Genomic DNA, 16538 nt, shown 5'->3' on the forward strand with positions numbered 1-16538 from the left:
CGGGTGCGCCCTTGACGGGATTCATACAATAATTGGATACCGACTCTGGGGGTTGGACCATGCAAACTGAAACTCAGATGAATTGGCGCGGCTCAGGTGCCCTGCTGAGCATCCGCGGGCACTCCGAGGCCGCCTTGGCGTACTCGCTTGCCAAGCTCGCGGCCGCGATGGCCAGCGATCTTACCGGATCGCCCGTGGAGAGCACCGTTGCCCTTCTGCGGCCGGAAGCCGCGCCCTGCACCGCGGCAACTCACGACGGCGCCGGCGACCTTTCGCGATGGGACCAGCGCACCGGGCTGGGACCCTCCGCCCGGGCTCTGAACGGCGAGTTGTCCATCATCCTCAATGATCACTGCAAGGACTCCCGCTGGCCCGGCTATGTGGCGGGCCTGAGGACCGCCGGCTTCCGCTCCGCCGTCGCAGTACCGTTGGAACTTAAGCGTGGTTACCGTGCTGCCCTGACGTTCTACGCCGTCGCGGGGAACGTGTTCACCCCGGCCGTCGCCGCGCGGCTGCTGGCCTTCTCCGATGTGGCGGCCAAGAGCCTCGCACTGTCCCTGCAGATCAGGGCGGACCTGGTCCTCTCCGCGGAACTGCGCACCGCCCTGGCAAGCCGCCAGGAGGTTGACACCGCCTGCGGCGTGATCATGGTGCAGGACCAGTGCTCCTACGACGACGCGCTTGGTGCCCTCACCCAGGCGGCAAGAAGCAGGGACCTCGCCATCCGCGCGGTGGCGCAAGGCATCATTCTTTCACTGGCCGGCGGGGCGCCGGCTTCGGGCAGTATCCTGGCCATGCTCGCGGTTTCCGGCGCGGACACCGATGCGGCCACGCACGACGACGAGCCCGCAGTGATGCAGGAGGCCTGAGGCAGCGGGAAGTGTCAGCGCAGAATGACTGTCCTGCCGCCGTCGAGCATGACCCTGCCCTCACAGTGCCAGCGGACCGCGTTGCTCAGCGCCTTGCACTCCGCATCGCGGCCCACCCGCACCAGGTCCTCCGCCGTGTGGGTGTGGTCCACCTCGATGACCTGCTGGGCGATGATCGGTCCCTCATCCAGCTCGGCGTTGACGTAGTGCGCCGTGGCGCCCACGGTCTTCACGCCGCGGTCGTAGGCCTGGTGGTACGGCTTCGCGCCCTTGAAGCTGGGCAGGAACGAGTGGTGGATGTTGATGGTCCGGCCCGTCAGCTGCGCTGAGAGTTCATCGCTGAGGACCTGCATGTAGCGGGCCAGGACCACCAGTTCGACGTCGAACTCGTCCACCAGCTCCAGCAGCCGCGCCTCCTGCGCCGGCTTGGTCTCCTTGGTGACCGGCAGGTGGAAGAACGGGATGTTGTGCCATTTGACCAGTTCCTCGTGGTCCGTGTGGTTGGAGACCACGGCCACGATGTCCACCGGGAGATCGCCCGTGCGGGCCCGGAACAACAGGTCGTTCAGGCAGTGCCCGAACCTGGAGACCATCACCAGCACCCGGCGCTTGCGGCCGTGCGGTTCCAGCTGCCAGTTCATGGCCCAGGTCCCGGCCAGCGGCGTGAAGTCCCGGCGCAGCTCGTCGGTGCTGAACTCCTTGGCCCCGGATTCGAAGTGGATGCGCATGAAGAACTGCCGGGCCTGGCGGTCACCGAAGTGCTTGGTGTCGATGATGTCGCAGCCGTGGTCCAGCAGGTACCCGGTCACGGCGTGGACGATGCCCGGGGACTCGGCACAGTTGACGGTCAGGACGTGTTCGGTTGCCACTTAGTTCCCCCGGAGGGCTTCCTCGTGGGCGGCGGCCTTCTCCTCGGCCACCACCTTCTCGCCGGCCAGGTCCCGCTGGAACTCGGCGTACCGGGCCAGGTGCGACGGGCGGCGGCGGATGATGAACCAGGCTGCGCCGAGCACGATGAACCAGAGCGGCGTGACCAGCAGTGCCAGGAGCGTATCCGGCTGCGTGGTCAGCGCCCAGAGCACAAAGGCGAAGAACGCGAACACCAGCCAGACCATGGGGATGCCACCGGGCATCTTGTACTTTGACGCCTCGTGGAGGTGCGGGCGGCGGGTCCGGAACTTGAGGTAGCTGGCCAGGATGATGGACCAGACAAAGACGAAGCAGACGGCGGAGACGGTGGTCACCATGTCGAAGGCCTTGCCGATGTCCGAACCCGCGTACATCAGGATGACGCCGGAGAGCAGCAGGACGCAGGAGAGGAACAGGGCGTTCTGCGGGACCTTGCGGCGGGACAGGCGGCTGAACATGGTGGGGGCGTCGCCTTCCTGGGCCAGGCCGTAGACCATCCGGGAGGTGGAGTAGATGCCCGAGTTGGCCGAGGACATGGCCGAGCTGAGGACTACCAGGTTCACCACGGTGGCTGCGGCGCCGAGGCCGGCCAGGGAAAACATGGCGATGAACGGGCTGTGGCCGGCCTGGAACTGGGTCCAGGGCGTGACGGACATCAGGATGATGAGGGCGCCGACGTAGAAGAGCAGGACGCGGATGGGGATGGAGTTGATGGCCTTGGGCAGGTTCTTCTCCGGGTCCTTGGCCTCGGCGGCCGTGGTGCCCACCAGCTCGATGCCCACAAAGGCGAACACGGCGATCTGGAAGCCGGCCACAAAGCCCATGAACTCGTTCGGGAAGAATCCGCCGTGGCTCCACAGGTTCGAGAAGGTGGCAGGGCCGGCGTCGGACTGGAAACCGCTGAAGATCATGAACAGGCCCACGATGATCAGCGCCGCAATGGCAATGATCTTGATCAGCGCGAACCAGAACTCGGTCTCACCGAACGCCCGCACCGTGGCGAGGTTCAGGAGCAGCAGGATCCCCACGGTGACCAGGCCCGGGATCCACAGGGGCAGCCCCGGCCAGAGTTCCTCGGAGTAGCCGGCGATCGCGATGACGTCCGCGATGCCGGTGATCACCCAGCAGAACCAGTAGGTCCAGCCGGTGAAGAAGCCAGCCCAGGGGCCCAGCAGGTCGGCGGCGAAGTCGCTGAAGGACTTGTAATGAAGGTTGGACAGGAGCAGTTCGCCCATGGCCCGCATGACGAAGAACAGCATGAAGCCGATGATCATGTAGACGAAGATGACGGACGGGCCGGCCGCGGAGATGGTTTTGCCGGAGCCCATGAACAGGCCCGTGCCGATGGCGCCGCCAATGGCGATCAGCTGGATGTGCCGGTTGCTGAGCTGGCGTTCAAGATGGGGGGTTTGGGGGGTGGTGACGGTTTTACTGCTCACGTGCTGCTCCTCGAATCAATGCTGGCTGGAGTGCTGCTGGGGATGACGCGGGGCCCGCTTCGTTGGGGACCGCATCGAGGTTGTTGAAGCTGTAAAGATGGATGCCGGCGATGTTGCCGGTGTGGGTGTTTGGATTGCCGGTTTCAAGATTGGCGGTTTCAAGATTGGCGCTTTCAAGCTCGGTCACCAGGCTGGCGGGCGAGTAGCGGTCACCGCTGAGCAGCTTGCGCGCCAGCGGGCCTTTCCTGCTGAGGAACTTCAGGGAACTTCCGACGCCGATCTGCGTGGCCAGCGAGACCAGTTTGGTCCGCGGGACTGACCCCGCCAGGCCGGCCCAGACGGGCAGCGTCACGCCTTCACGGCGCAGGAGCGCCGCGTAGTCGGTGATTTTGGGCGCGGCGAAGCACATCTGGGTGACGATGGACGTGGCCAGGTGCTGTTTGGTGAGCAGTGCGTCCAGCAGGTCCAGTGCCTGCACCTTCGGATGCCCTTCCGGGTAACCCGCGACGCCGGCACGCATCCGGCCGCCGGTGTACTGCGCGATGTCCTCAAGCAGCGGCAGGGCGTGTTCGTAGGAACCTGCCGGCTGCTTCCGGTCGCCGCCGATCACAAACACTTCGCGGATGCCGGCCGCGTCGCATTCGCGCATGATCCGCGTCAGCTCGGCCCTGTCGTGGATGCTGCGCGCCGCGAGGTGCGGGATGACGCTGTAGCCGAGCTCGCCCAGCTCCACCGCGGCGCGCATGGTCCGCTCGATGCCGTGGTGGGCCAGGCATGTCACGGTCAGCGTGGTGGTCAGCGGGACATGGTTCCGGACCTGGTCAACGATCCCGGCTGACGGGACGATTTCGATTCTCGTAGGGAACATCTTCGGTCCTTTCTGGGTATCGATTCTTGGCGGCCGGTCAGCTGGCCCGGGCTGCGAGCAGTGAGCTGGCTTCCTGGCGGGTGCTGCCGGAGGACTCGATGTGGGCGAGGTGGGCGGGGATTTCCCAGCCCTTCTTGCGCATCGCGGTGGCCCAGAGACGGCCGGCGCGGTACGAGGACCGGACCAGGGGACCACTCATGACGCCGAGGAAGCCGAGCTCGGTGGCCTCGTCCTGGAGGTCCACGAATTCCTGCGGCTTGACCCAGCGGTCCACCGGCAGGTGCCGTTCGGACGGGCGCAGGTACTGGGTGATGGTGATCAGGTCACACCCGGCCTCATGCAGGTCCTTCAGGGCTTCGGAGATTTCCTCGCGGGTCTCGCCCATGCCCAGGATCAGGTTGGACTTGGTCACCATGCCCAGGTTGCGTCCTTGGGTGATGACGTCGAGGGACCGCTCATACCGGAACGCCGGCCGGATCCGCTTGAAAATCCTCGGCACCGTCTCGACGTTGTGCGCGAAGACCTCGGGCTTGGAATCGCAGATCGCCGCGATGTGCTCGGGTTTGCCGGAGAAGTCAGGGATCAGCAGCTCCACACCGGTGCCCGGGTTCAGCTCGTGGATCTTCCGCACCGTTTCCGCATACAGCCACACACCCTCATCGGCCAGGTCATCCCGGGCCACCCCGGTCACGGTGGCGTAGCGCAGCTGCATGGCCTGGACCGAGCGGGCCACCTTCGTGGGTTCGAACATGTCCACCGGGGAGGGCTTGCCGGTATCGATCTGGCAGAAATCACAGCGCCGGGTGCACTCGGACCCGCCGATCAGGAACGTGGCCTCCTTGTCCTCCCAGCACTCGAAAATGTTGGGACAGCCGGCCTCCTCACACACCGTGTGCAGGCCTTCCTTCTTGACCAGGTTCTTCAGCTGGACGTACTCCGGGCCCATCTGGACCTTCGCCTTGATCCACTCCGGCTTCCGCTCCACGGGAACCGCAGAGTTCCGCTGCTCAACCCGGAGCAGCTTGCGGCCTTCTGGTGCCAGTGTCATTTGTTCTCTTCCCTTAGCATTGCGGCTAGCATTCGACCACATTGACGGCGAGGCCGCCCATGGCCGTTTCCTTGTATTTGGAGGACATGTCCTTGCCGGTTTCGCGCATGGTCACAATGACCTCGTCCAGCGATACCCGGTGTGTCCCGTCGCCCCAGAGCGCCATCTTGGCGGCGTTGATGGCCTTGGCCGCGGCGATCGCGTTCCGTTCGATGCACGGGACCTGGACCAGGCCGCCGATCGGATCGCACGTCAGGCCCAGGTTGTGTTCCATCGCGATCTCCGCGGCGTTTTCCACCTGCTGCGGGGTGCCGCCCATGACCTCGGCGAGGGCTCCGGCCGCCATCGACGACGCCGATCCCACCTCGCCCTGGCAGCCCACCTCGGCACCCGAGATGGACGCCTGTTCCTTGTACAGCACCCCGATGGCGGCTGCGGTGAGCAGGAACTTGACCACGACGTCGTCGCGGTCTTCCTGCGTTGCCTTGTCCATGCCCGGTGCGAAGTGCAGCGCATAGTAGAGGACCGCCGGGATGATCCCGGCCGCTCCGTTGGTGGGCGCGGTGACGACGCGGCCGCCGGACGCGTTCTCCTCGTTCACGGCCAGGGCGATCAGGTTCACCCATTCCTGCCAGTACTTGGGGTCCCGGTCCTTGTCTTCCTTTTCGAGCCGCTCATGCCAGTCGGGCGCACGACGGCGCACCTTCAGTCCCCCGGGCAGCAGCCCTTCGCGCTTGAGGGAGACCTGGACGCATTCCTCCATGACGGAGTAGATGTGCAGCAGGCCTTCGCGGATTTCCTCCTCGGAGCGGGAGGCCCGCTCGTTGACGAACATGACGTCGCCGATGGACAGGCCCTTGGACTGGCACCTGCCCAGCAGTTCGGCCGCGGTCCGGAACGGCAACGGAAGTTCCTTCTTGGACTCGTCCAGTTCCTTCAGGGCCGCGTCCTCTTCGCCCTCCCGGACAATGAAGCCGCCGCCGACGGAGAAGAACGTGGCCTTGTGCAGGACCTCGCCGTCCTTGTCGCTGACGGTGAACGTCATGCCGTTGGTGTGCCGCGGCAGGATGGTCAGCGGACGCAGGATGATGTCCGTGACGCCGTACGGCAGCGGCACGGAACCTGCCAGCTGGAGGGTACCCGTTTCGGAGATCGCGGCGAGCCGCTCCTCCACCTCGGCCGGCAGGATCTTCTCCGGGTGGAACCCCTCCAGGCCCAGCAGGATGGCCGTCATGGTGCCGTGGCCGTGGCCCGTGGCCGCGAGCGACCCGTACAGGTCAACCCGCAGCCCGGCCACGTTCCCCAGCGCCCCCGAGGACTTCAGCTCCTCGGCGAACACCGCAGCAGCACGCATCGGCCCCACCGTGTGCGAGCTCGACGGCCCAATCCCGATCGAAAAGAGATCAAAGACTCCAACAGCCATGAAGGTTCCTAACTAGGTCAAGCAATGGTTCCGGCAGATGGTCCTGCCGGAAGGGGCTACAGCCCCGGGTACAGCGGGTGGGCGGCGGCGAGTGCCTCCACCCGGTGACGCAGCCCTGAAAGGTCCGCGTCGGCGTCGGCCGTTAAGGCCTCGGCGATGATGTCCGCAACTTCACGGAAGGCAGCCTCGCCGAACCCGCGGGTGGCCAGCGCCGGGGTGCCGATCCGGAGACCGGAGGTGACCATCGGCGGCCGCGGGTCGAACGGGACGGCGTTGCGGTTGACGGTGATGTCGATCGCGGCCAGGCGGTCCTCGGCCTGCTGGCCGTCGAGCTCGCAGTTGCGCAGGTCCACCAGGACCAGGTGCACGTCGGTGCCGCCGGAAATCACGCTGATCCCCTTGGCGGTGACGTCCGGCTGGACCAGGCGCTCGGCCAGGATGCTGGCACCGAGCAGAACCCGTTCCTGGCGCTCCTTGAACTCCGGCGACGCGGCGATCTTGAAGGCCACGGCCTTGCCGGCGATGACGTGCTCCAGCGGTCCGCCCTGCTGGCCCGGGAACACTGCCGAGTTGATCTTCTTGGCGATGGCGGGATCGTTGGAGAGGATGATGCCGCCGCGCGGGCCGGCGAGGGTCTTGTGCGTGGTGGAGGTGGTGACGTGGGCGTGCGGCACCGGGCTCGGGTGCAGGCCGGCGGCCACCAGTCCGGCGAAGTGCGCCATGTCCACCATGAGGTACGCGCCCACCAGATCGGCGATGCGGCGGAACTCGGCGAAGTCCAGCTGCCGGGCGTACGCGGACCAGCCGGCAACGATCAGCTGCGGCTTGTGCTCCAGTGCCAGGCGCTCCACCTCGGCCATGTCCACCGTGTGGGTGTCTTCACGGACCTGGTACGGGACCACGTTGTAGAGCTTGCCGGAGAAGTTGATCTTCATGCCGTGCGTGAGGTGTCCGCCGTGGGCCAGGTTCAGGCCCATGATGGTATCGCCCGGCTTGATCAGCGCGTGCATCACCGAGGCGTTGGCCTGCGCGCCGGAGTGCGGCTGCACGTTGGCGAACTCGGCGCCGAACAGGGCCTTGACCCGGTCGATTGCCAGCTGCTCGGTGACGTCCACGTGCTCGCAGCCGCCGTAGTAGCGCTTGCCCGGGTAGCCCTCGGCGTACTTGTTGGTCAGGACCGAGCCCTGCGCCTGCATGACGGCGACGGCGGTGTGGTTCTCCGAGGCGATCATCTCCAGGCCGTTGCGCTGGCGGGTGAGTTCGTCGTCGAGCTTGACGGCGATCTCCGGGTCCAGCGTGCTCAGGTCCGCGTCCAGGGACGGGGAGATGATCTGCTCGAAGATTTTGACGTCCGCGGGGGCGCTCACAGTTCGCCGCCGTTGGCTTCGGCGTATTCCTGTGCGGAGAGCAGCGGGCCCTCTTCGGTGACGGAGACCTTGAAGAGCCAGCCGGCGCCGTAGGGATCGGAGTTGACCAGGGCGGGATCGGCGACGGCGTCGTCGTTGATTTCCGTGACCTCGCCGGTGACCGGTGAGTACAGGTCCGAGACGGACTTGGTGGACTCGATCTCGCCGCAGGTCTCCCCCGCAGTCACAGTGGAGCCAACCTCGGGCAGGTCCACGTAAACGATGTCGCCCAGCGCCTCAGCGGCCACAGCGGACACGCCAATGACAGACGGACCGTCGCCATCCGTGGAGATCCACTCGTGCTCGACGGAGTACTTCAGTTCAGCGGCAACCTTGGCCATGTGTGTGTTTCCTTAAGTTTGGTGGGTGTCAAAAAAGTGAGAGAGGGTTCGCCCAAACCCCACATCAAGTGAGAGAGCGTCCGCCCGAAACGTGCGTTAAGTGAGAGAGGGTCGGGGGTGGGTGGGCCCCTTCGGGTCCGGCCTCCGGCAGCATGCGTCCAAGGGAGCGTCACGTCCGCCCAGCGGGCGTCTTCGCGACCGAGCATGCAGAGGAGGTCGGACCCGACGGGCCAACGGACGCCGGACTACTTTTGGCGTTTGTAGAACGGGAGGGCGACGACCTCGAACGGCTCTGCCTTGCCGCGCAGGTCGATGTCCAGGGCCGTGCCGATTTCGGTGTAGGCGACGTCGACGTACGCCATCGCGACCGGGTAGCCAAGCGTGGGTGAGGGCTGGCCGGAGGTCACTTCGCCCACCTTGACGCCGTCCTTGAGGACCGGGTAGTGCCCGCGGCCGGCGCGCCGTCCGAGGCCCTTGAGCCCGACGAGCCTCTGCTTGGGCCCGGCCTCCTTCGCGGCTTCCAGTGCTGCGCGGCCCACGAAGTCGCCTTCCTTGGACTTGAGCGCGACGACGGGGCCGAGGCCGGCGTCGAACGGTGAACGCTCGAGCGAAAGCTCGTTGCCGTAGAGCGGCATGCCGGCTTCGAGGCGGAGCGAATCGCGGGAGGCGAGGCCGCACGGAATGATGCCGAACTCTTCCCCTGCCTCGGCGACCTTCGCCCACAGGTCAGCGGCGGCGTCGTTCGTTACGAAGAGTTCGAAGCCGTCCTCGCCGGTGTAGCCGGTGCGGGCCAGGATGACGCGGTGCCCGGCGATGGTGAGCTCGTTGAACGCGTAGTACTTCAGGTCCGTGACCAGTGCGTGCTGGGCCTCATCGGTCAGCTTGAGCAGGATGGCCTCGGCCTTGGGACCCTGGACTGCCACCAGCGACATGGCTGCGGAGACGTCCTCGACCTTGACGTCGAAGTTCGCTGCGCGCTCTGCCAGGGCGGCAGCGACGGTGGGGGCGTTGCCCGCGTTGGGGACCACGAGGTACTTCTCATCACCGAAACGGTAGGTGATGAGGTCATCGATGATGCCGCCGTCGGCGTTGCAGATCAGCGAGTACTTGGCCTTGCCGTCGGCGATCGCGGAGAGCTTGCCCACCAGGGCGTAGTCCAGGAACGCGCCGGCTTCGGGGCCGGTGACCCAGACTTCGCCCATGTGGGAGAGGTCGAACAGGCCGGCGGCCTTGCGGACCGCGTGGTGCTCGGCCAGCTCGGAGGAGTACTTCAGGGGCATTTGCCAGCCACCGAAATCGGTGAAGGAGGCGCCGAGTTTCTTGTGCTCTTCGTAGAGAGCGGTGTAGTTCTCAGTCATGTCGGGATCCTTAGTTTTCAAACTCGGACAGCGGCGGGCAGGAGCAGATGAGGTTGCGGTCCCCGGCTGCGCCGTCGATCCGTCCGACGGGCGGGAAGTACTTGTCCTGCTTGAGGTGGTGGAGCGGGAATACGGCCTGTTCGCGGCTGTATGTCCGGTCCCAGTGGGTGTTGACGACGGCGGCCGCGGTGTGCGGTGCGTGCCGCAGCGGGGAATCGGTGACGGTGAAGTCGCCGGCCGCGACCTGGTCGATTTCCTTCCGGATGCTGATCATCGCCTCGATGAACCGGTAGATCTCCGCGAGGTCCTCGGACTCGGTGGGCTCCACCATCAACGTCCCCGCAACCGGGAACGCCAGGGTCGGTGCGTGGAAACCGTAATCGATCAGCCGCTTGGCCACATCCTCCGCCGTGACCCCGGTCTTCGCGGTCAGGTCGCGGAGGTCCAGGATGCACTCGTGCGCCACCAGACCGCCCTCACCGGTGTACAGGACGGGGAAGTACTCGTTCAACCGGGCCGCGACATAGTTCGCCGCGAGCAGCGCAGCCTTCGTCGCCTCGGTCAGGCCCTCGGCGCCCATCAGCTTCACATACGCCCAGGAGATCGGCAGGACCCCGGCCGAGCCGTAGTTCGACGCGCTGATCGCGACGCCGTGGCCGGCTTCGTGGGCTGCCTTGTTCGCATCCGAAGGCATGAACGGGGCCAGGTGCGCCTTCGCCGCGACCGGGCCGACGCCCGGTCCGCCGCCGCCGTGCGGGATGCAGAAGGTCTTGTGCAGGTTCAGGTGCGAAACATCGCCGCCGAACTTGCCCGGCTGCGCCAACCCGACCAGGGCGTTCAGGTTCGCCCCGTCCACGTAGACCTGCCCGCCCGCGGCGTGCACCGCGTCGCAGATCTCGGTCACGTCCGCGTCATAGACCCCATGGGTGGAGGGGTAGGTGATCATGATCGCGGACAGGGCGTCCTTGTTCGCCTCGATCTTCGCGTACAGATCCGTGTGGTCAATCGTGCCGTCAGGGGCCGTGGCGACAACGACGACCTTCATCCCGGCCAGGACAGCGGAGGCGGCGTTGGTCCCGTGCGCGGACGCCGGGATCAGGCAGACGTTCCGCTGGGTGTCACCGTTGGAGTGGTGGTAACCCCGGATCGCGAGCAGGCCCGCGAGCTCGCCCTGGGACCCGGCGTTCGGCTGCAAAGAGACCTGGTCGTAGCCGGTGATCTCGGCCAGATCGTCCTCCAGCCCGGTGATCAGTTCGCGCCAGCCCACCGTCTGGGATTCCGGGGCGAACGGGTGGATCGAGGCGAACTCCCGCCAGGAAATCGCTTCCATCTCAGCGGTCGCGTTCAGCTTCATCGTGCACGAACCCAGCGGGATCATCGTCCGGTCCAGTGCCAGGTCACGGTCCGAGAGCCGGCGGATGTAACGCAGCAGCTGCGTCTCGGAACGGTGCGTGTTGAACACCGGGTGCTGCAGGTACTCCGAGGTGCGGAGCACGGATTCGGGCAGTTCGAAGCCCTTGGCGTCCACAACCGGGCCGGCGCCGAAGGCGACGGCGACCGCGGAGAGGACCTCCGCCGTCGTGGTTTCATCAGTGGAGACGCCGATGGTGTCCCCGTCGATGTGGCGCAGGTTGATCCCGCGTGCTTCGGCGGCGGCGATGACCTTGGCGGCCTTGCCCGGGACGGAGACCGTGACGGTGTCGAAGAAGGTGTCCGTGACCAGTTCGCGGCCGGCGGCCTGCAGTGTGGTGGCCAGGGTGCGGGCGTTGGTGTGGACGCGTTCGGCGATCGCCTTCAGGCCGTCCGGGCCGTGATAGACGGCGTAGAAGGCGGAGACGATGGCCAGCAAAGCCTGCGCGGTGCAGATGTTCGAGGTCGCCTTCTCACGGCGGATGTGCTGCTCACGGGTCTGCAAAGCCAGGCGGTAGGCGGGCACGCCGGCATCGTCCTTCGACACACCCACCAGGCGGCCGGGCATCGACCGCTCCAGGCCCTTCGCCACCGCCATGTAGGCCGCGTGCGGGCCGCCGAAGAACAACGGAACCCCGAAACGCTGCGTCGAACCGACCGCAATGTCAGCGCCCTGCTCACCCGGAGGCGTGATCAAAGTCAGGGCCAGCAGGTCAGCAGCGACAGTGACCAGCGCGCCGCGTTCCTTCGCTTCTTTGATGACGTCGGCGTGGTCGAAGACGCGGCCGGACACGCCCGGCTGCTGCAGGACAATGCCGTTGATGACACCCCCGGGCAGGCCCTTGGACAGGTCAGCGACCTCCACCTCAAAGCCCAGCGCTTCGGCCCGGCCCTTGACGATCGCGATGGTCTGCGGCATCACATCGGCATCCAGGACGGTCTTGCCGTCGTGGGCCTCTTTGTTCTTGTTGGCCCGGCGCATCATCAGGACGGCCTCGGCCACGGCGGTCGCTTCATCCAGCAGCGACGCGTTCGCGATCGGCAGGCCCACCAGGTCCTGCACCATGGTCTGGAAGTTCAGGAGCGCCTCGAGCCGGCCCTGGGAAATCTCCGGCTGGTACGGGGTGTACGCGGTGTACCAGGCCGGCGCCTCGAGCACGTTCCGGCGGATGACCGCGGGGGTGACGGTGTCGTAATAGCCCTGGCCGATCATCTGCACAGCCGTCTTGTTCTTACCCGCGAGCTTCCGCAGCTCCGCAAGGACCTCAACCTCACTGAGGGCGTCCTTGAGCGCAAGCGGCTTGGCCTGGCGGATGGAGTCGGGAACGGCAACGTCCACAAGGCCGTCAACGGTGTCGTAGCCGACGGCTTTGAGCATGGTGTCGATGTCGGCCTGGCGGCGGGCACCGATATGCCGATCGGCAAAGGTGGTGGGGGACGACTGGACTGTCATGAAGGAACTCCATAATTCAGGTGGCGTGCTGGGTACGCCACATTGATTCGGGTTCCTCCCCGCTCTGTATTGGACCTGAGAGTTTCCGCGGCACCTGCTCTTCGCAGGGTGCTGCTTGCACCGTCGGTGAGCCCGTTGCCGGACTGCTTTCCAGAGTTGCCTAACCGCGGCGGTACGTGGGCCTGAGAGATTCCTGGGGAGGATTTGCTCCTACGGCGCCTGCTGAACGTACCGGCAGAACTCTCCCGCCGCAGATCATAAGCATGTGTCACGTCATCCGTGACACGCCTCACAGCTTAGCCGGGTTCCCGTCCGCCCGCAATTTTTCCGCCCGGGATCATCGTCACAGACCCCTCACTCCCCACCCCTCGATCCCCTCCCCTCACACCCTCTGGCACTTCCTGCAGCGTTTCCCCCGACGCTCTTTCACTCGATGTCGCTTTTCCCCGAACGCTCTTTCACGTCCGGCTTTAGCGGGAGATGAGAGAGCCTTGCTCCAAAGGCGTCCGTAAGTGAGAGAGCGTTGCTCCAAAAGTGCCCGTAAGTGCCAGAGCGTTTGGGCAGGGCGGACGACGGCGGCACTCGTCGCACGCGGCACGCATTTGGCCCGCCTCAGGCGTTAGTCGCGTATTCCCACGTCAAGGCCCCGTTGACTACTGAGGGCTTGCGGGACAGTACAGGCCGCCCGGATTCGAGGCTGGACAGCGTCTCGTCCAGGAGCGCTTCAATGGAGGGCCAGATCGCGGGACGCCAGTCGGCTTCGCCCTTGAAATACTCGCCAACGCAGCCGTGCTGCCGGCCGCCCCGGAGGTCGACGAACAGAAAGTCGCCGGAACCGTCTTCCGCGATGGGCAGGAAGGGCGAGATGAACATGGAAGCCCGGGTACCGGCGTCGTTGGCTTCAGCCCTTGCCGGGTCGTAGGGTTTCTGGGGGTCAGGCAAAGGGACATTGCTGCCGGCCTGGTGGACAGCCCGCAGGTTCCGGTAAAGGGGCGAGTTCTGTTCCCGCTCAAACTCGGCATTCGCTGCCACCCCGACCTGCGCCTCGATGCCCAGAAGCATGTGACGCGTCCTCTCACCTTCTTCCAGTGGAAGTGGCCGGTACCCCGGGTAAATGTAGCCCGCCGTCGAACGTTCCGCGCCGTCAACCAGCCGGTAGAGGGCGGACAGCCCGGCGGGCCAGCCGTTGGGCGCCTGACCTTCCAACGAGCGGATCAAGTGCTCAGAGGCAGGCGGCCGTATGGCGTTCGCCGTCTCCGGTGCATTGACATTCAGCCAACCCGCGATTCCTGCCCAGCTCTCCCCGACAGCCATAGGGCGGCTCAGGTCCGGGCTTTTCGCACGATTGGAACCACCGTGACCGAGCCGAGGTTGCGCAGGGAGCCGCGCGCTTTCGCTTCCAGGCCCTGCACGACGGCGGCGAACTCGGCCAGGTGCGTGCCGCCGTCGGCCGGGATGGTGATCTCGGCGTGCAGGCGGTGGCCGCTCCAGCGCAGCCGGGAGGTACTCCCCTCCGGCGCGTTCTCGGCGACGAGGGCGGCGAGCCGGTCCGACAGTGCGGGATCGACGCCGTCCAGGAGCCGGCGCCCGACGTCGCGGACGGTGCCCCACAGCAGGACGCCGATGGCGGCTGAAATAAGCAGCCCGACGATGGGGTCCGCGAGCGGGAAGCCAAGCCAGACGCCGACGACGCCGGCCACGACAGCCAGCGACGTGAAGCCGTCCGTCCGGGCATGGATTCCGTCCGCCAGCAGGGCAGCGGAGCCGATCCGGCGGCCCACCCTGATCCGGTAGATGGCCACCAGTTCGTTGCCGGCGAAGCCCACCAGTCCGGCGGCCAGCACCCAGCCCAGGTTGTGCACCGGCTGCGGCTCGAAGAAGCGGCGGATGGATTCGACGGCGGCCACCACCGCCGAGAGCGCGATCATGGCCACGATGAACAGGCCCGCCAGGTCCTCGGCCTTGCCCAGACCGTAGGTGAACGTCCGGGAGGCCGGCCTGCGCCCGAGCACAAACGCGATCCAGAGCGGGACGGCGGTCAGAGCATCGGAAAAGTTGTGGACCGTGTCCGCCAGCAGCGCCACCGAGCCGCTGACCAGGACGATGGCCAACTGGAACAGCGATGTTGCGCCGAGGCCCAGCAACGAGACCTTGACGGCCCGGATGCCTTGGGCGCTGCTCTCCAGGGCATCATCCACCGAGTCCGCGGAGTCGTGGGAGTGCGGGATGAACAGTTCCTTGACCCAGCCCTTGAAACCCGTGGCATGGGAATGGCCGTGGTCACCGTGGGAGTGGCCGCCGTCGTGGTGGTGGTGAGCGTGGCCGCCGTCGTGGTGGTGACCGTCGTGGCTGTGGTGACGGCCGCCGTCGTCCGCTTCATTGTGCGCGTGCAGATGGCTGCCGGTATCCGCCGGCCCGTGGCTCATTTCCCGGCCTCGGGCCGTGCGTGGGGTGCCATTCCGTGGTGCGGCGCTGTTCCCAGAGCGTGTTCGGCCTGGTGGATGGCGTCGGCCACCAGTTGCCAGGCATGCCCGTCCTCGAGCCGGTAGAAGACCTTGGTGCCCTCCTGGCGGGTGGACACCATGCGCGCCAACCGCATTTTTGCCAGGTGCTGGGACACCGCCGGGGCGGACTTCCCGGCCATCCCGGCGAGCGCGTTGACGGACAGCTCGCCGTCACGCAGGGCAAGTATCAGGCGCACCCGCGTGGCGTCGGCGAGCATGGCGAAGACCTCCACCGCCAGCTCAACGTACTGGCTGTCCGGGCCCAGCTCATAAGCCTTCGTATCTGCATTCATACGCAGATACTGTCACTTACGCCGGGAAGACTCAACCTTCAGCGCCCGCGCCTGCATCTCCCGGATGGCCGCATCCAGCTCGGCCGGTCCCTCCGGGAGCGCCGCCAGGCGCAGTATCTCGGCTGCCACCACCGCGAGCTTCAGGTTGCGGTGGCTGCTGTGGGTGACGAGCAGCTGGAAAGCGGCCTCGGAGCCGATCAGCAGCCTGCCCATCAGGATGCCGCGTGCCTGGTCGATGATGCTGCGGGTTGCAGTGGCCGCGACAACGGCCTCGCGGGCTATCTGCTCCGTTTCCCGCCGCAGCGTGGAGGATAGGTCCAGCATGATGCCCTCGAGCGCCGTCACCCGGCCGTCCTCGTCCTTGATCGCATCGCCGGAGGTGAGGACGTGGCGGGTGTTTCCCCGGGCATCGACGATCCGGTGATACATGGAGAAATAGCCGCCGGACTGCAGAATCTTCGTGACGATGTCCTGGCAGTGCTGCCTGTCGTCGGCATGTTTGTGGGACAAGAGCAGGTCCAGGGTCGGCACCACCTCGCCGCGCTTGTATCCGTGGACCTGATACATCCCGTCAGACCACTCCACCGTCATAGCGGGAACGTCAACCTTGAAAGTACCGGCCAGGCATTGACCGTCCCCAAGGGCACTGGAATAGGTCACTGGGCTACTGAGTTCAGCCATCAGGACGCCTCCAAACTGTATCCAGCCACCGCCTTTGGCGGCCGTGTGCACCAATCACCCCAGTATGGACACGAAGCTCTTCGCATTCATAGCCAGCCGGTCCTCATTTGCGGCTCCGCGGTCACAGCGAGGACACATAGTCCTTGACTTGCATACCCCCTGGGGGTATCCTCAAGGTGTTGTCAGTGACGTGGTATGTCCCGGCGGGCGCCAAAGCACCAGCCTTCACAGCCGTTCAACCCCAGCACCCATTGATCCGCTCCAAAGGAATGGAACTGACATGCGTGGAACTGAACACCGCACCGACAATCGGCCGGGCCGGGCCCTGCTGCCGCTCGTGGGTGCCGCCGCCGGCTGCTGCTGCTCACCCGCGGGGAGCGACGGCGTCTCCCCCGCTTCGGCGGCAAGGAACGACGCCGGGATCCCGGCTGAGCGGGGCGCCGCCGTCGTCGGGCAGACCCAAGTCTCCAGAAGCGGTCTGCAGGAGGAATCATGAAGCACCCCGCAGACCACACCGGGCACGCCGAACAAGGCAG

At 66.2% G+C, this 16538-nt stretch carries 15 protein-coding genes and 1 riboswitch; of the genes, 2 read left to right on the plus strand and 13 right to left on the minus strand.

Annotation, left to right across the window (positions count from 1 at the left end; all coding sequences use genetic code 11):
• The first annotated feature begins 59 nt into the window (after window positions 1-59).
• Complete coding sequence (locus ABIA70_RS04925) at window positions 60-869, plus strand: ANTAR domain-containing protein (RefSeq protein WP_354146439.1); 810 nt, start codon at window positions 60-62, stop codon at window positions 867-869.
• A 14-nt stretch (window positions 870-883) separates the two neighbouring features.
• On the opposite strand, the gene purU is transcribed toward ABIA70_RS04925, so the two are convergent.
• The 13 genes from purU to ABIA70_RS04990 all read right to left on the minus strand — a co-directional run bounded on the left by purU (window position 884) and on the right by ABIA70_RS04990 (window position 16002).
• Entirely contained in the window at window positions 884-1738 is an 855-nt protein-coding gene (gene purU / locus ABIA70_RS04930) for a formyltetrahydrofolate deformylase (RefSeq protein ID WP_354146440.1), read from the minus strand.
• Complete coding sequence (cycA, locus tag ABIA70_RS04935) at window positions 1739-3217, minus strand: D-serine/D-alanine/glycine transporter (RefSeq protein ID WP_354146441.1); 1479 nt, start codon at window positions 3215-3217, stop codon at window positions 1739-1741.
• Window positions 3207-4085, minus strand: coding sequence for a methylenetetrahydrofolate reductase (locus ABIA70_RS04940; protein WP_354146442.1), 879 nt, complete (start codon window positions 4083-4085; stop codon window positions 3207-3209). Before ABIA70_RS04940 ends, cycA begins: the two co-directional genes overlap by 11 nt.
• A gap of 37 nt (window positions 4086-4122) precedes the next feature.
• Complete coding sequence (lipA, locus tag ABIA70_RS04945; RefSeq protein ID WP_354146443.1) at window positions 4123-5133, minus strand: lipoyl synthase; 1011 nt, start codon at window positions 5131-5133, stop codon at window positions 4123-4125.
• A gap of 25 nt (window positions 5134-5158) precedes the next feature.
• Complete coding sequence (locus ABIA70_RS04950; protein WP_354146444.1) at window positions 5159-6556, minus strand: L-serine ammonia-lyase; 1398 nt, start codon at window positions 6554-6556, stop codon at window positions 5159-5161.
• 56 nt (window positions 6557-6612) lie between these two features.
• Complete coding sequence (glyA, locus tag ABIA70_RS04955; RefSeq protein ID WP_354146445.1) at window positions 6613-7923, minus strand: serine hydroxymethyltransferase; 1311 nt, start codon at window positions 7921-7923, stop codon at window positions 6613-6615.
• Entirely contained in the window at window positions 7920-8303 is a 384-nt protein-coding gene (gcvH, locus tag ABIA70_RS04960) for a glycine cleavage system protein GcvH (protein WP_354146446.1), read from the minus strand. Before gcvH ends, glyA begins: the two co-directional genes overlap by 4 nt.
• A gap of 245 nt (window positions 8304-8548) precedes the next feature.
• Window positions 8549-9661 carry a glycine cleavage system aminomethyltransferase GcvT gene (gcvT, locus tag ABIA70_RS04965; RefSeq protein WP_354146447.1) on the minus strand — a complete coding sequence of 371 codons (1113 nt, stop codon included), beginning with the start codon at window positions 9659-9661 and terminating at the stop codon, window positions 8549-8551.
• A gap of 10 nt (window positions 9662-9671) precedes the next feature.
• The gene (gene gcvP, locus ABIA70_RS04970; protein WP_354146448.1) at window positions 9672-12524 is read right to left on the minus strand and encodes an aminomethyl-transferring glycine dehydrogenase; all 2853 of its coding nucleotides are present in this window, start codon (window positions 12522-12524) and stop codon (window positions 9672-9674) included.
• A gap of 160 nt (window positions 12525-12684) precedes the next feature.
• A riboswitch (glycine riboswitch) is annotated at window positions 12685-12782 on the minus strand.
• Between the two features lie 354 nt (window positions 12783-13136).
• Complete coding sequence (locus ABIA70_RS04975) at window positions 13137-13742, minus strand: SMI1/KNR4 family protein (protein ID WP_354146449.1); 606 nt, start codon at window positions 13740-13742, stop codon at window positions 13137-13139.
• A gap of 104 nt (window positions 13743-13846) precedes the next feature.
• Window positions 13847-14950, minus strand: a complete 1104-nt coding sequence (locus ABIA70_RS04980) for a cation diffusion facilitator family transporter (RefSeq protein WP_354146450.1) — start codon at window positions 14948-14950, stop codon at window positions 13847-13849.
• Window positions 14947-15321 carry an ArsR/SmtB family transcription factor gene (locus tag ABIA70_RS04985; protein WP_354146451.1) on the minus strand — a complete coding sequence of 125 codons (375 nt, stop codon included), beginning with the start codon at window positions 15319-15321 and terminating at the stop codon, window positions 14947-14949. Before ABIA70_RS04985 ends, ABIA70_RS04980 begins: the two co-directional genes overlap by 4 nt.
• Before the next feature lie 12 nt (window positions 15322-15333).
• Window positions 15334-16002, minus strand: coding sequence for a PAS and ANTAR domain-containing protein (locus ABIA70_RS04990; protein WP_354146452.1), 669 nt, complete (start codon window positions 16000-16002; stop codon window positions 15334-15336).
• Window positions 16003-16282: 280 nt separating this feature from the next.
• On the opposite strand from ABIA70_RS04990, the gene ABIA70_RS04995 reads away from it, so the two are divergent.
• Window positions 16283-16498: a hypothetical protein gene (locus tag ABIA70_RS04995; RefSeq protein ID WP_354146453.1), complete on the plus strand. Its 216-nt coding sequence runs from the start codon at window positions 16283-16285 to the stop codon at window positions 16496-16498.
• Window positions 16499-16538: the final 40 nt, after the last annotated feature.

This window comes from Arthrobacter sp. 754 (assembly GCF_040548695.1).
Classification (GTDB): domain Bacteria; phylum Actinomycetota; class Actinomycetes; order Actinomycetales; family Micrococcaceae; genus Arthrobacter.